Source organism: Acidovorax sp. (genome assembly GCF_046339755.1).
Taxonomy (GTDB): domain Bacteria; phylum Pseudomonadota; class Gammaproteobacteria; order Burkholderiales; family Burkholderiaceae_C; genus Acidovorax.
Map to the genome: position 1 here is coordinate 1 of NZ_JBKDTZ010000330.1, position 14,285 is coordinate 14,285.

Below are 14,285 nucleotides of genomic sequence, written 5' to 3' on the forward strand. Positions count from 1 at the left end.
ACCCGAGCTGGCGCGCCAGCCGCGTGAACCCAGCAGACGCGCGGCGCTATGAATAAGTCCAACGTTCAATCCTCCTTGCCCCTGCCGGCCGCCCCGCCCTCGCGTGGCCTGGGGGTGCTGCAGGCCCAGGGCCGGACGCAGCGCTTCACCGAAGGCCGGCTGGACGTGACCGTGCTGCATGGCGTGGACCTGCAGGTGCATGCGGGCGAGACCCTGGCCATCGTCGGCGCTTCGGGCTCGGGCAAGAGCACCCTGCTGCACCTGCTGGGCGGGCTGGATGCCCCCACGTCCGGCAGTGTGCGCCTCAAGGGCCACCAGCTGTCGTCGCTGTCTCCGGTGGAGCAGGGCCGGCTACGCAACGAGCACCTGGGCTTCATCTACCAGTTCCACCATCTGCTGCCAGAGTTCACGGCGCTGGACAACGTGGCCATGCCGCTGCGCATCCGCCGCATGCCGCAGGCGCAGTGCCATGAGGAGGCCGCGCGCGTGCTCACTTCGGTGGGCCTCAAGGAGCGCCTGCACCACCGCCCCGCCGAGCTGTCGGGCGGCGAGCGCCAGCGCGTGGCCATTGCCCGCGCCCTGGTCACGCGCCCGGCCTGCGTGCTGGCCGACGAGCCCACGGGCAACCTGGACCGCACCACGGCCGACGGCGTCTTCGCGCTCATGCTGCAGTTGGCGCGCGAACAGGGCACGGCCTTCGTGATGGTCACGCACGACGAGTCGCTGGCCGCGCGCTGCGACCGGGTGGTGCACCTGGTGCTGGGCAAGCTCGGCTGAGCAGCCGGCCCGCCCGCCGGTGGCCGGTTGTGCGGGAACTGCTGGTTACCATCGCGGCACGCTGCGGTGGCACGGGATGGTTCGGATGGGCATGAACCCGTTTTAAGATGCTCGCAGTTGGCTTCTGGAGATTCGCGCGATGACGGTTCCGGCATCCATCCCCTCCGATGAAGTGCGCAGGCTGGAGGCTCTGCGCGCCCTCATGGTGCTGGACTCCCCCGCCGAGCCGCTGTTCGACTCGATCGCCCGCATGGCCGCCGAGGTCTGCGGCGTGCCGATCGCGCTCATCAGCCTGGTCGATGCCGAGCGCCAGTGGTTCAAGGCGAGTGTCGGCCTGCCCGGTGTCAACGAAACGCCGCGCGACGTGGCCTTCTGCTCCCATGCGATCCTCTCGGACGAGCTCATGGAGGTGCATGACGCCACGCAGGACGCGCGCTTTGCGCGCAATCCCCTGGTCACGGGTGCTCCCGACATCCGCTTTTACGCTGGCGCCCCCCTGCACGCCAGTGGCGATGGCGACCGTGTGGGCACCCTGTGCGTCATCGACCGCCGGGCGCGCGAACTCACCGAGCAGCAGCGGGCCACGCTGCACTCGCTGTCGACCATGGTGTCGCAGGCGCTGGACATGCGCCGCGACCTGATCGCGCGCGCGTTCTCGGTGCGCCAGGAGTACGAAAAAGCCCTGTCCGAAAGCGAGATGCGCTACCGCACCATGGTCGAGGCGCAGACCGAGATGATGTCGCTGGCCTGGCCGCAGGGCGAGGTGTTCTACGTCAACCCGGCCTATGCGCGCCACTTCGGGCTGCAGCCCGGCGACATGGTGGGCAAGGACCTGTTTTCGTACGTCGATGCGGCCGACCGCGAGGCGGTGCGCTCGCGCATTGCCGAGGTCTTCCGCACCGAGGGCACGACCCAGGGCGAGAACCGCATGGTCAGCGCCGATGGCTCGGAGCGCTGGATGGCCTGGACCAACAGCTTTCTGCGCGACAGCGAGCAACGGCCCTACCTGCACTCGGTGGGGCGTGACATCACGGCCCAGAAGGCGGCGGAACGGGCGCTGCTGGCCAGCCAGCAATTGCTGGAGCGCACTGGCCGCGTGGCGCGGGTGGGTGGCTGGGAACTGGACCTGCGCAGCCGCCGCGTTTCCTGGTCGGCCGAGACGCGGCGCATCCATGAGGTGCCCGCGGACTTTACGCCCACGCTGGACAACGCCCTCGATTTCTACACGCCCGATGCGCAGCGTGCCATGTCGGCCGCCGTGCGCCAGGCCACCATGACGGGCGCCTCGTGGGACCTGGAGGTGCCCCTGGTGACCGCCGCCGGGCAGCGCATCTGGGTGCGCGCGGTCGGCGAGGCCGAATACGAAGGGGGCGCCGTGGTGCGCCTGTTCGGTGCCTTCCAGGACGTGACCGAACGCCGGCGGATGGCGCAGCAACTGGCCAACAGCGAGCGCTTCGTGCGCCTGGTCACCGACGGTCTGCCGATCCGCATCGCCTACGTGGACCGGGAGCTGCGCTTTCGCTTTGCCAACCTGGCCCAGTGCCAGCGCTTTGGCGTGAGCCGGGAAGAGGTGATCGGCCGCACGCGCGAAGAACTGCTCGGGGAACCCGCGTCGCCCGAGTCGGTGCAGCGGGTCCAGCGGGTGCTGGCGGGCACCGTGCAGAGCTACGAGCGCGACGAAGTGCGCGATGGTGTCGCGCACCGCATCGAGAGCCAGCTGGTGCCCGACATCTCCGACGATGGCCAGGTGCGGGGCTTCTTTTCCACGGGTGTCGACATCACCCAGCGCGCGGCGGCCGAGCGCGGCCTGCGCGTGCTCACGGCCATCCTGGAGCACACCTCCGATTTCGTGGTGCAGACCGACCTCAAGGGCAGAGTCACCTACATGAACCCCGCGGCGCGGCGGGCCCTCGGTTTCTCCCCCGACGAGGATGTGGGCACCCACATGTTCACGGAATTCAACACCCCCGAGACCAATGTGCTGTATGGGGAGGCCATTTTGCCGGCTGTCAGGGCCGGCGGCATGTGGGTGGGCGAGACCACGGTGTATGCGGCCGGGCAACGCGTGGTGCCGGTGAGCCACATGGTGATTGCGCACCGCGATGGGGAGGGGCGCATCCAGCACTTTTCGGCCATCATGCGTGACATTTCTGAAGCTGCGCAGGCGCGCGCCGCCCTGCTCAAACAGACGGCCACCCTGCGTTCCATCACCGAGGCCCTGCCCTCGCTGGTCGCGGTGGTCGGGCCGGACGAGCGCTACCAGTTCGTCAACAGCGCCTTCGAGCGCTGGCACCGCGTGCCGCGCGAGCAGATCCTGGGCCACAGCATGGAGGATTTCCTGGGGGCGGCGGAGTACGCGCGCACCCGGCCCATGGTGCAGAAGGTGCTGGGGGGCGAGACCCTGACCTTCGACCAGGACCATCCCCAGCGCGTGCCGGCCAGCCATGTCACCATCCACTTCATTCCGCTGTGGTCCGAGCCGGGGGCGGTCGATGGCTTCGTCTCCATGGCGCAGGACGTCACCAGCTACCACCAGGAAGCCGGGCGGCTGCTGGAACTGGCGCAGCACGATCCCCTCACCGGCCTGCTCAACCGGGCCGGACTGCAGGCCTATGTGGGCCAGAAGGACCTGGCGGTGGAGGGGCCGCTGCTGGCCCTGCTGTACATCGACCTGGACCACTTCAAGCCGGTGAACGACGCGCACGGCCATCCTGTGGGGGACCTGCTGCTGCAGGCCTTCGCGCAGCGCCTGCTGGCCCTGGTGCGGCCCAGCGATGCGGTGGCGCGGCTGGGCGGCGATGAATTTGCCGTGGTGCTGGCCGGCGTGCGCGAGCCGGCCCATGCCGAGGCCGTGGCCCACAAGATCCTGGAGGCGGCGCACACGCCGTTCGAGATCGGCAATTTGCGGCTGTCGGTGGGGGCCAGCGCGGGGCTGGCGCTGGGCACGGACGCGGCCAGGGGCTGGGCCGACCTCATGGCCCGCGCCGATGAAAAGCTCTACCTGGCCAAGCGGTCCGGCCGGGGGCAGTTCCAGGGCGGCTGATGCCCTACATCACCCGCCCGTACCACCAGACCGACAGGCCTGCCGCCAGGAGCGCCAGGGCGGCGCCGACCAGCGCGAACAGGGCCGAGATCTCGGTTTCCTTTTTCTCCACCGTGAGGCGCGAGCTCAGGGTCTCGTAGACCTTCTTGAGGTCCGCCGCCGTGGCGGCGTGGAAGTATTCAGCCGCGGTGCGGGTGGCCACGGCCTTCAGGGTCTCTTCGTCGAGCCGCACGCGCATGGACCAGCCTTCGAAGCCGATGGTCTCGCCCTGCAGCGTGCCCACGCCCACGGTGTACACGCGCACACCGCGCTCGGCGGCCCATTTGGCGGCTTCGAGCGGGTCCACCCCGGTGGTGCGCTGCCCGTCGGTCAGCATGATGATGGCGGCCGAGTTGTAGGAGCCCGGTGCCACGGGCGTGAAGGGCTTGGCGGGGTCCTGCTTGTTGAGGTCTTCCAGTGGTTTCGGCTTCATGGCCTGGCGCCCGCCCAGGGCCGAGATGTCGATGCCGGCATCGGGGAAGAGGGTGGCCAGCGACAGCATGATGCCGTTGCCCGTGGCCGTGCCGCGCTGCAGCTGGAAGCTGTCGATGGCCTTGACCAGGTCTTCGCGGCTCTGCGTGGGCAGCTGCGCCAGCTGGGCGCTGCCGGCAAAGGCCACGATGCCCACGCGCACATGGCGCGGCAGCTCTGCGATGAAGGCCTTGGCCGCGTCCTGCGCGGCGGTGATGCGGTCGGGCTGCACGTCGGTGGCGCGCATGCTGCCCGAGACGTCCATGGCCAGCATGATGGTCTGGTCCTGCGAGGGCAGGGTGATCACCGCCAGCGGCCGGGCCGCGGCCAGCAGCAGGGCCACCAGCGCCAGCAGGAAAAGAAAGGGCGGAATGTGCCGGCGCAGGTGCTGCGCCGGGCCCATGGCCTCGCGCACCAGCGACAGGCTGGAATAGCTCAGCGCGGTTTTCTTGCGCCGGTGCAGCAGCCACCAGTACAGCAGTACCAGCAGCGGCACGGCCAGCAGCAGCCAGAGCAGGGAGGGCCAGAGAAAGACCATGGTGGCGTGTCCTGTGGTTGTCAGGCGGCGGCCTGCGCGGCCGTCCATTGGAACGAGGGGTGCGTGGCGGGCCGCACGCGGCGCTGGCGCAGGTCCATGAAGCGCAGCAGGGCATCCACCAGGTCATCGTCGGTGCGCAGCTCCAGCGTGTCCGCGCCCGCCTTGGCCAGGCCCTCGCGCAGCACGGCCTCGCGCTGGGCCGCCAGGCGCGCAAAGCGGTGGCGAAAGCCGCTGTCGTGCGTGTCCACCTGCAGCTGTTCGCCGCTTTCGGCGTCGCGCAGCGTGACCATGCCCACGTCGGGCAACTCCAGCTCCAGCGGGTCGAGCAGGCGCACGCTCACCACGTCGTGGCGGCGCGCCAGCTGGGCCAGCGGCTTTTCCCAGCCGGGGGCACTGATGAAGTCGGACACCACGAACACCGTCGAGCGCCGGCGCAAGGTGCCCAGCGCGCCCTGCAGCAGCAGGTGCAGCTCGGTGCTGCCCGATTGCAGCTTGGGCGCGGGCTGGAGCAACTGGTGCACCAGGTGCAGCACATGGGCGCGGCTGCTGCGCGGGGGCAGCACCGTATCGACCGCGCGCGAGGGTGCGCCACCGGCACCGTAGAGCATGGCGCCTACGCGGTTGCCGTGGCGTGTGAGCAGGCGCGAGAGCACGGCCACGAAGCCGGTCAGGATGTCGCGTTTGGCATTGCCCTGGGGGCCGAAGTTGACCGAAGGACTCAGGTCCAGAAGGAACCAGGCCGACATCTCGCGGTCTTCCGTGAACACGCGCACATGGGGCATGTTCAGGCGCGCCGTGACGTTCCAGTCGATGTGGCGCACGTCGTCGTGCGGCTGGTATTCACGCAGGTCGGCCAAGTCCAGGCCGGCCCCGCGCATCAGCGTGCGGTAGTCGCCCTGCAGCAGCCCGTCGAGCCGGCGGATCACGCTCCACTCCAGCTGGCGCAGCAGGCGGTCAGCCTGGCCGGGCAGGGTGGGGAGCGGGCGCACGGGCGCGGCCCCGGTGTCAGGCGGCTTTGGGCTCATGGTGCAAAGGTTTGGCAGGGGCAGGCACCTTGGCCATGATGCGGGCGATCAGCGCATCGGCGTCCAGGCCCTCGGAGAGCGCTTCGTACGACAGCGACAGCCGGTGGCGCAAGACGTCTGCCGCCAGGTCGGTCATGTCCTCGGGCAGCACGTAGCTGCGCCCGCGCAGCATGGCCAGGGCCTGGGCGCCTTCGGCCAGGCAGATGGTGGCGCGCGGGCTGGCACCACAGGCAATGAAGGGGGCCAGGTCCTTGAGGTCGTGGCGTGCCGGGGCGCGCGTGGCGGCCACCAGCTTCACGGCGTACTGCAGCAGCGAGGGGTCGACATAGACCTCACGGCACTCGGCCTGCAGTGCGGCCAGCTGGGCCGTGGTGGCCACGGGCAGCACCTGCACGGGCTTGTCCAGCGCGCGCTGGGCGATCACGAATTCCTCTTCCTCGGTCGGGTAGTCGATCAGCACCTTCATCATGAAACGGTCCACCTGGGCTTCGGGTAGCGCATAGGTGCCCTCGGTCTCGATCGGGTTCTGCGTGGCCATCACCAGGAAGGGCGAGGGCACCTTGTGCGTCTCGCCAGCAATCGTCACCTGGCGCTCCTGCATCACCTCGAGCAGGGCGCTCTGCACCTTGGCGGGCGCGCGGTTGATTTCGTCGGCCAGCAGCAGGTGAGTGAACACCGGGCCCAGCGAGGTGCTGAACTCGCCGGTCTTCTGGTTGTACATGCGCGTGCCCACCAGGTCGGCGGGCACCAGGTCGGGCGTGAACTGGATGCGCTTGAAGCTGCCCTGGATGGTGCTGGCCAGGGTCTTCACCGTGAGCGTCTTGGCCAGGCCGGGCACGCCCTCGACCAGCAGGTGGCCCTGGGCCAGCATGGCCACCATCACGCGTTCCAGGAAGCGGTCCTGCCCCACCACGACGCGCTTGACTTCGTAGAGCACCTGCTCCATCAAGGTGGCGGTGGCGGCGTTCGATGCGGAAGGCAGCGGGGTCGGTTCCATGGGGCTCCTTGCGAGGGGTGAAGGTTCAGGTCAGAAAGGCGACATGCCCACGGCCGAGGCCTCGTTCGCGATGGGCACGGCAAAACCGATGCCGATGAAGGTGCGTGCCGGCGTGGGATTCAGGATGGCGGTGACGATGCCGATCACCTCGCCGTCCATGGTGACCAGGGGGCCGCCCGAGTTGCCGGGGTTGGCCGCGGCGTCGAACTGGATCAGGTTACCGAGCTCGCGCTTGCCCTCGGGCGAGGTGAACTGGCGCCCCAGCCCGGAAATGACGCCGGCCGAAGCCGAAGGCCCGATGCCGAAGGGAAAGCCCACCACGGCGACCTGGTCACCGGGGCGCAGGTCATTCGTGGAGCGCAGGGAGGCGGCCTCCAGATCGTCGGGCACCTTGTGCGCCTGCAGCACGGCCAGGTCGTTCTCGGGCTGCACGCCGGTGATGGTGGCCGTGGTCTGCAGCCCGTCGTGGAAGGTCAACTGGATGCGGTCGGCCCCCTGCACCACATGCAGGTTGGTGAGGATGACGCCCTTGTCGACGATCACCACGCCCGTGCCCACGCCGCGCTCCACCTCCTCCTTGCCGCTCTTGCTGCGCCCGAAGCCGACCACGCGCACCACCGAGGGCGCGATGGTTTCCACGGCGCGTGCCGCCGCCGAGGGCAGGGTGGTGGTTTCCAGCGTGCGCAGCACCGCCTGGTCGATGTCTTCCTGGGTGAGCTTGCGGGGCACGCTGCGCTGGTTCAGCCACACGCTGGCGACCAGCAGGGAGGCCAGCAGCAGCAGGGCCGCCCACAGGGCATAGAGGTTGCGGCGCGAGAGAACCACCGCCTGGGGCCTGCCGGCGGGCTGGCTGGGGGCTGGCGCAGCCACGGACTCCGCCGGGCGGGCCGGTTCCGAGGGCACAGCGCTGCTCGTGGCCGCGGCCCCGGCAGGGCGGCGGGCGGGGCGGGAGCTGCTGTAGACAGTGGGTCTGGGCATCCTGTCACCTTCCGGTACACCTTGGCGCGGTGCATGGTTTCACAGTAGCACGGATCGCGCCCTTGTGCACATCGGGGGCTTCATCGTGCATCATGTTGCATGAGCTTCTGGATAGACACCCACTGCCACCTCGATGCGCCCGAACTGGCGAGCGACGTGGACACCGTGCGCAACCAGGCCCGTGAGGCCGGCGTGGCGCACTGCGTGCTGCCTGCGGTAGAGCGCGCCAACTGGGACGCTGTGCGCACACTCGCGCACCAGCATGGGGACAGCTATGCCCTGGGAATCCACCCCCTGTGCACCCGCACGGCGGCGGACGACGACCTGGAATGGCTGGCCCGGGAGCTCGAAGAGCGCCAGGGCGATCCGCGCCTCGTCGCCGTCGGGGAGATCGGCCTGGATTACTTCGTGGACGGCCTCGACCCGGAGCGGCAGGAGCATTTCTACCGCGGGCAGCTCAAGCTGGCGCGGCGCTTCGGGCTGCCGGTGGTCCTGCACGTGCGCCGTTCGGCCGACAGGCTGCTCAAGGGCTTGCGCGAGGTTCGGGGCCTGTCGGGCATCGCCCATGCCTTCAATGGCAGCGCGCAGCAGGCCCAGGCCTTCTTGGACCTGGGCTTCAAGCTCGGCTTCGGCGGGGCGGTCACCTACGACCGGGCCCTGCAACTGCGCCGCCTGGCCACCGAGCTGCCGCTCGATTGCCTGGTGATGGAGACCGACTCCCCGGACATCCCGCCGCACTGGCTCTACACCACCGCCGCCGAGCGCGAGGCGGGCCGGCCCCAGGGGCGCAACACCCCGGGCGAGCTGCCGCGCATCGGCGCGGTGGTGGCGGAACTGCGCGGCATGCCCGCGCAGGCGCTGGCCGAGGCCTCTACCGCCAATGCGCTGGCAGCCCTGCCGCGGCTGGCGCCCTTGCTGCAGAGCGGGCCGGCTCCGTCACGGTCTTTTACCGATTCCTGACGTTCGCTCTCGGGTTTTAGCTATATATTTGATAGTAACCGGGCGATCCGGTCCCGAACCCCCTTGCCCCATGCCCTCGACCGCCCCTGCCTCGCCACTGGACGCCCCCGCCGCCCGCCTGGCCGGACTGCCCGCCGTGGTGTCCGCCAGTACCGTCGTGCTGGTGCTGGGCAGCTTTCCCGGCGCGGCCTCGCTGCGTGCGCAGCAGTACTATGGGCACCCGCAGAACCACTTCTGGCGCATCCTGCAGGCCCTCTGGCCGCAGCATCCTCTGCCGGGGTCTGCCGGGCCCGCCAGCTATGCCGAGCGTTGCGAATGGCTGCTCGAGCGCGGACTGGGGTTGTGGGATGTGTACGCCAGCTGCGAGCGCGAAGGCAGCCTGGACGCCGACATTCGCCATGCCGTGGTGAACGACTTCGCGTCGCTGCGCACCGTGGCGCCGCGCCTGGCCGCCATCGCCCACAATGGGGGCGAAAGCTACAAGCACGCGGCGCGCACCGCGGCCCTGGGCGTGCCGGTGCACAAACTTCCCTCCACCAGTCCGGCCAACGCCTCGTGGAGTTTTGAGCGCAAACTGAACGCGTGGGCCGAACTGATGGCCCGCTACCGACTGACCTGAATGACCCGCAAGAAGAACAGCACCGCCGAACTGCCCGAAGTCAGCGTCTCCGACGATGGCGAAGTGCGCCACCTGCACCTGGGCACGCCCTGGATCCAGGGCTCCATGCGGGTGGACGAGCCCTTCGCGCTGGAACTGGAATACGTGCAGCGCATGATGGCCTGGCTGCTCTTCGTCGAGCCCGCTTCGGTCAGCAAGCGCCACGCCATGCAGTTGGGCCTGGGCGCGGGCGCCATCACCAAGTTCTGCCACAAGAAGCTGCGCCTGTGCGCCACGGCCATCGAACTCAACCCGCAGGTGGTGGCCGTGTGCCGCCAGTGGTTCAAGCTGCCGCCCGACGGCCCCAAGCTGCGTGTGGTGCTGGCCGATGCGGCGCAGGAGATCCGAAACCCGATGTGGCTGGGCACCGTCGATGCGCTCGCAGTGGACCTGTACGACCACGACGCCGCGGCGCCCGTGCTCGACAGTCCCGACTTCTATGCCGACTGCCGGGCCCTGCTGTCCGAGGACGGCAGCATGACCGTGAACCTGTTCGGCCGTTCGTCAAGCTACGAGAAGAGCCTCAAAAGCATGGCCAGCGCCTTTGGCGAAGACGCCCTGTGGGCCTTCAAGCCCACGCGCGAAGGCAATACCGTGGTGCTGGCCCAGCGCACGCCCACGCGCCCCAAGCGCGCCGAACTGGCGGCCCGGGCCGAGGCCATCCAGGCCCGCTGGGACCTGCCCACCACCAAGTGGCTGCGGGCCTTCAAGCCGGTGGCGGCCTGAACCTGCCGCATCCCACCCATCCGTCCTGCCCCGTCCATCCCCTCTGAGAGGCCCGCAGACATGAGCACCACCCTCACCCCGCCCGTCCCCGCTGCCAAGGCAACGATCAAACCGGCCAACCACATCGGCCCCGTGGACTGGCGCCGCCTGGTCGAGTGGCTGAGCGCCGATGGCGTGATCTCCCAGGAGGAGGCGCAGCGCACCATTGCCCGCTGCTCGCAGGCCGAGAGCTCGCAGCCGGCCCTGGTGCGGCTGGCGGCCGTGGCCATGACGCGTGCCTCCGACGGCAAGCCGCTGGACATCGAGCTGCTCACCGAGTACCTGGCCAAGCGCAGCGGCCTGCCCTACATGCGCATCGACCCCCTCAAGGTCGATGTAGGCCGCGTGGCCGACACCATGAGCGCCACCTATGCCGAGCGCCACAAGGTGCTGCCGGTGCAGGTGACGCCCAAGGAGGTGGTGGTGGCCACGGCCGAACCCTTTGTCGACGACTGGGTGGCCGAGGTCGAGCGCCAGGCGCGCCGCACGGTGCGCCGCGTGGTCGCCAACCCGCAGGACATCCACCGCTTCACGGCGGAGTTCTTCGCGCTGGCCAAATCCGTGCGCGCCGCGCAGAAGGCAGGCGGCGCATCGGGTGGCAGCAGTTTCGAGCAGTTGGTGGAGCTGGGGCGCAGCAACAAGCAGCTCGACGCCAATGACCAGGGCGTGGTCAAGGTGGTGGACTGGCTATGGCAATACGCCTTCGACCAGCGTGCGAGCGACATCCACCTGGAGCCGCGGCGCGAGCAGGGGGTGATCCGCTTTCGCATCGACGGCGTGCTGCACCCGGTCTACCAGATGCCCATGGGCGTGCACAACGCCATGATCTCACGCATCAAGCTGCTCGGGCGCATCGACGTGGTGGAAAAGCGCCGGCCGCAGGATGGCCGCATCAAGACCCGCAACCAGCGTGGCGACGAAGTGGAAATGCGCCTGTCCACGCTGCCCACGGCCTTCGGCGAGAAGATGGTGATGCGGATCTTCGATCCCGACAACACCGTCAAGGACCTCGACGCGCTGGGCTTCGCGCAGCACGATGCGACGCGCTGGGAGTCGCTGGTCAAGCGCCCGCACGGCATCATCCTGGTGACCGGGCCCACAGGCTCGGGCAAGACCACCACGCTGTACTCCACGCTCAAGCGCGTGGCGACGGAAGAGGTCAACGTGAGCACGGTGGAAGACCCGATCGAAATGATCGAACCGAGCTTCAACCAGACCCAGGTGCAGCCCCAGCTCGACTTCAATTTTGCCGAAGGCCTGCGCGCGCTGATGCGCCAGGACCCGGACATCATCATGGTCGGCGAAATCCGCGACCTGGAAACCGCCGAAATGGCCATCCAGGCGGCGCTCACGGGCCACCTGGTGTTCTCCACGCTGCACACCAACGACGCGCCCTCGGCCATCACCCGCATGATGGAGCTGGGGGTTCCGTCCTACCTCATCAATGCCACGCTGCTCGGCGTGCTCGCGCAGCGCCTGGTGCGCACCTTCTGCAAGCAGTGCAAGCAAAAGGACGAGTCGGCCGACCGCGAGGCGCTGGGTGCCTTCATCAAGCCATGGAAGCTCAGCGGTGCCTACCAGCCCTACAAGGCCGTGGGCTGCGTGGACTGCCGCATGACCGGCTTCCAGGGCCGCATGGGCCTGTACGAACTTCTTACTGTGAGCGAGGCGCTCAAGGACAAGATCACCACCGCACCGTCGATGGAGGCACTGCGCCGGCAGGCGATTTCCGATGGCATGCGGCCCCTGCGCCTGGCCGGTGCACTGCGCGTGGCCGAGGGCATCACCACCATCGAAGAGGTGATGTCCGCAACCCCTCCCATGGACTGATTTGCATGCGCTGTACATAGGGAAAACGCGCAGTCCCGAGTGTTACCGGGTGTAGGTGGAATCCACATCCGGCAAGCCTCCTGTTGCCAGCACAATCGCACGGTTGTGAAATCCGCATAGGAGACAAATCGTGCAAATCAAAAGTCAGAAAGACTTTTTTTCCGGCCTCATGTTCATGGGTGTCGGGGTCGCGTTTGCGTGGGGTGCCACCACGTACAACGTCGGTAACGGCGCCCGCATGGGCCCTGGCTACTTCCCCCTGTTGCTCGGCATCCTGCTGGCCATCATCGGTGCCGTGATCACCTTCAAGGCCACCACGGTCGAGACGGTGGACGGCGACAAGATCGGCAAGTGGGCCTGGAAGCCGCTGTTCTTCATCCTCGCCGCCAACCTGGCCTTCGGCATCCTGCTGGGCGGCCTGCCCAGCATCGGGGTTCCGGCCATGGGCCTGATCGTCGGCATCTATGCACTGACCTTCATCGCCAGCCTGGCCGGCAACGAGTTCAAGGCGCGCGACGTGTTCATCCTCGCCACCGTGCTGGCCGTGGGCAGCTATGTGGCATTCGTCTGGGCGCTGAAGCTTCAGTTCCCGGTGTGGCCCAGTTTCATTTCCGGTTAAGCCAGGAGCATCCACACCATGGAATTGATCAACAACCTGTCGCTGGGCTTCGGCGTAGCGTTCACGTTCCAGAACCTCATCTACTGCTTCATCGGCTGCCTGTTGGGCACGCTGATCGGCGTGCTGCCCGGCATCGGTCCGGTGGCCACCATCGCCATGCTGCTGCCCGCCACCTATGCACTGCCTCCCGTGGCTGCGCTGATCATGCTGGCCGGCATCTACTATGGCGCCCAGTACGGCGGCTCCACCACCGCCATCCTGGTGAACCTGCCGGGCGAATCGTCCTCGGTGGTGACGGTGATCGACGGCTACCAGATGGCGCGCAAGGGCCGAGCGGGACCGGCGCTTGCGGCGGCCGGGCTGGGTTCGTTCTTTGCCGGCTGCGTGGGCACGCTGATCCTGGCGGCCTTCGCGCCCCCGCTGACCGAAGTGGCCTTCAAGTTCGGTCCTGCCGAATACTTCTCGCTGATGGTGCTCGGCCTGATCGGTGCTGTGGTGCTGGCATCGGGTTCGCTGCTCAAGGCCGTGGCCATGATCGTGCTGGGCCTGCTGATGGGCCTGGTGGGTACCGACGTGAACTCGGGCGTGGCCCGCTTCAGCTTCGACATCCCTGAACTGACCGACGGTATCGGCTTCGTGACCATTGCCATGGGCGTGTTCGGTTACGGTGAAATCATCGCCAACCTCGCGCGCCCCGATGACGACCGTGAGGTGTTCACCGCCAAGGTCGAAGGCCTGTTCCCCACCAAGGAAGACTTCAAGCGCATGGTTCCCGCTGTGCTGCGCGGTACGGCCCTGGGCGCTGCCCTCGGTATCCTGCCCGGTGGCGGCGCGCTGCTGGCGGCCTTCGCTGCCTACACGATCGAGAAGAAGACCAAGCTCAAGCCCGGCGAAGTTCCGTTCGGCCAAGGCAACATCCGCGGTGTGGCATCGCCCGAGTCGGCCAACAACGCCGGTTCGCAGACCTCCTTCATCCCGCTGCTGACGCTCGGTATCCCTCCCAACGCCGTGATGGCGCTGATGGTCGGTGCCATGACCATCCACAACATCCAGCCTGGTCCCCAGGTGATGACCAGCAATCCCGAGCTGTTCTGGGGCCTGATCGCCTCGATGTGGATCGGCAATGCGATGCTGGTGATCCTGAACCTGCCGCTGATCGGCATCTGGATCAAGCTGCTCACCGTGCCTTACCGCTGGCTGTACCCCTCCATCGTGCTGTTCTGCGCGGTCGGTGTGTACTCGACCAACAACAACACCTTCGACATCTGGATGGTCGGCATCTTCGGTCTGGTGGGCTACATCTTCCACAAGCTGGGCACGGAACCCGCGCCGCTGCTGCTGGGCTTCATCCTGGGCCCGATGATGGAAGAGAACCTGCGCCGTGCGCTGCTGCTGTCGCGCGGCGACTGGAGCGTGTTCGTCACGCGTCCGCTGTCGGCCGGCCTGCTGGCGGCTGCCGCCCTGCTGCTGGTGATCGTGCTGCTGCCTGCGGTGAAGAGCAAGCGCGAAGAGGCCTTCGTCGAGGACTGATCTTCCCGGCCTGCTTCGAGAGCCAACACAACGGCGCCTTCGGGCGCCGTTGTTT

Annotated in this window: 12 protein-coding genes; 8 read left to right on the plus strand and 4 right to left on the minus strand. The window is 68.3% G+C overall.

Annotation, left to right across the window (positions count from 1 at the left end):
• Positions 1-48: 48 nt before the first annotated feature.
• Both lolD and ACK59X_RS29290 read left to right on the plus strand, forming a co-directional pair.
• Positions 49-777, plus strand: a complete 729-nt coding sequence (gene lolD, locus ACK59X_RS29285; protein WP_409962104.1) for a lipoprotein-releasing ABC transporter ATP-binding protein LolD — start codon at positions 49-51, stop codon at positions 775-777.
• A gap of 139 nt (positions 778-916) precedes the next feature.
• Positions 917-3,820, plus strand: coding sequence for a PAS domain S-box protein (locus ACK59X_RS29290; RefSeq protein ID WP_409962106.1), 2,904 nt, complete (start codon positions 917-919; stop codon positions 3,818-3,820).
• A gap of 4 nt (positions 3,821-3,824) precedes the next feature.
• Here the strand turns inward: ACK59X_RS29290 and ACK59X_RS29295 are convergent, their stop codons facing one another.
• Genes ACK59X_RS29295 through ACK59X_RS29310 form a run of 4 tightly spaced genes read right to left on the minus strand, consistent with a single transcriptional unit; the run spans position 3,825 to position 7,868 of the window.
• Positions 3,825-4,868 carry a VWA domain-containing protein gene (locus ACK59X_RS29295; RefSeq protein WP_409962108.1) on the minus strand — a complete coding sequence of 348 codons (1,044 nt, stop codon included), beginning with the start codon at positions 4,866-4,868 and terminating at the stop codon, positions 3,825-3,827.
• Positions 4,869-4,888: 20 nt separating this feature from the next.
• Positions 4,889-5,893 carry a DUF58 domain-containing protein gene (locus ACK59X_RS29300; protein ID WP_409962110.1) on the minus strand — a complete coding sequence of 335 codons (1,005 nt, stop codon included), beginning with the start codon at positions 5,891-5,893 and terminating at the stop codon, positions 4,889-4,891.
• Positions 5,874-6,890 carry an AAA family ATPase gene (locus ACK59X_RS29305; RefSeq protein ID WP_409962112.1) on the minus strand — a complete coding sequence of 339 codons (1,017 nt, stop codon included), beginning with the start codon at positions 6,888-6,890 and terminating at the stop codon, positions 5,874-5,876. The genes ACK59X_RS29300 and ACK59X_RS29305 overlap by 20 nt, the downstream gene beginning before the upstream one ends.
• 30 nt (positions 6,891-6,920) lie before the next feature.
• Positions 6,921-7,868 (minus strand): S1C family serine protease, encoded by a 948-nt coding sequence (locus tag ACK59X_RS29310; protein WP_409962114.1) that lies wholly within the window; start codon positions 7,866-7,868, stop codon positions 6,921-6,923.
• Positions 7,869-7,967: 99 nt separating this feature from the next.
• Between ACK59X_RS29310 and ACK59X_RS29315 the strand changes: the two genes are divergently transcribed.
• From ACK59X_RS29315 to ACK59X_RS29340, 6 genes are all read left to right on the plus strand, one after another.
• Entirely contained in the window at positions 7,968-8,828 is an 861-nt protein-coding gene (locus ACK59X_RS29315) for a TatD family hydrolase (RefSeq protein ID WP_409962116.1), read from the plus strand.
• 70 nt (positions 8,829-8,898) lie between these two features.
• Positions 8,899-9,447, plus strand: coding sequence for a DNA-deoxyinosine glycosylase (locus ACK59X_RS29320; RefSeq protein WP_409962118.1), 549 nt, complete (start codon positions 8,899-8,901; stop codon positions 9,445-9,447).
• Positions 9,448-10,212 carry a spermidine synthase gene (locus ACK59X_RS29325; protein ID WP_409962120.1) on the plus strand — a complete coding sequence of 255 codons (765 nt, stop codon included), beginning with the start codon at positions 9,448-9,450 and terminating at the stop codon, positions 10,210-10,212.
• A 60-nt stretch (positions 10,213-10,272) separates the two neighbouring features.
• Positions 10,273-12,081: a GspE/PulE family protein gene (locus tag ACK59X_RS29330; protein WP_409962122.1), complete on the plus strand. Its 1,809-nt coding sequence runs from the start codon at positions 10,273-10,275 to the stop codon at positions 12,079-12,081.
• A 130-nt stretch (positions 12,082-12,211) separates the two neighbouring features.
• Positions 12,212-12,700: a tripartite tricarboxylate transporter TctB family protein gene (locus ACK59X_RS29335; RefSeq protein WP_409962124.1), complete on the plus strand. Its 489-nt coding sequence runs from the start codon at positions 12,212-12,214 to the stop codon at positions 12,698-12,700.
• 18 nt (positions 12,701-12,718) lie between these two features.
• Positions 12,719-14,230, plus strand: coding sequence for a tripartite tricarboxylate transporter permease (locus ACK59X_RS29340; protein ID WP_409962126.1), 1,512 nt, complete (start codon positions 12,719-12,721; stop codon positions 14,228-14,230).
• The last annotated feature ends 55 nt before the right edge of the window (positions 14,231-14,285 follow it).

What these genes read in the sequence shown, in the direction of transcription:
- lolD (WP_409962104.1), top strand. Translation starts at nt 49, where the DNA reads ATGAATAAGTCCAACGTTCAATCCTCCTTGCCCCTGCCGGCCGCCCCG.
- ACK59X_RS29290 (WP_409962106.1), top strand. Translation starts at nt 917, where the DNA reads ATGACGGTTCCGGCATCCATCCCCTCCGATGAAGTGCGCAGGCTGGAG.
- ACK59X_RS29295 (WP_409962108.1), bottom strand. Translation starts at nt 4,868, where the DNA reads ATGGTCTTTCTCTGGCCCTCCCTGCTCTGGCTGCTGCTGGCCGTGCCG.
- ACK59X_RS29300 (WP_409962110.1), bottom strand. Translation starts at nt 5,893, where the DNA reads ATGAGCCCAAAGCCGCCTGACACCGGGGCCGCGCCCGTGCGCCCGCTC.
- ACK59X_RS29305 (WP_409962112.1), bottom strand. Translation starts at nt 6,890, where the DNA reads ATGGAACCGACCCCGCTGCCTTCCGCATCGAACGCCGCCACCGCCACC.
- ACK59X_RS29310 (WP_409962114.1), bottom strand. Translation starts at nt 7,868, where the DNA reads ATGCCCAGACCCACTGTCTACAGCAGCTCCCGCCCCGCCCGCCGCCCT.
- ACK59X_RS29315 (WP_409962116.1), top strand. Translation starts at nt 7,968, where the DNA reads ATGAGCTTCTGGATAGACACCCACTGCCACCTCGATGCGCCCGAACTG.
- ACK59X_RS29320 (WP_409962118.1), top strand. Translation starts at nt 8,899, where the DNA reads ATGCCCTCGACCGCCCCTGCCTCGCCACTGGACGCCCCCGCCGCCCGC.
- ACK59X_RS29325 (WP_409962120.1), top strand. Translation starts at nt 9,448, where the DNA reads ATGACCCGCAAGAAGAACAGCACCGCCGAACTGCCCGAAGTCAGCGTC.
- ACK59X_RS29330 (WP_409962122.1), top strand. Translation starts at nt 10,273, where the DNA reads ATGAGCACCACCCTCACCCCGCCCGTCCCCGCTGCCAAGGCAACGATC.
- ACK59X_RS29340 (WP_409962126.1), top strand. Translation starts at nt 12,719, where the DNA reads ATGGAATTGATCAACAACCTGTCGCTGGGCTTCGGCGTAGCGTTCACG.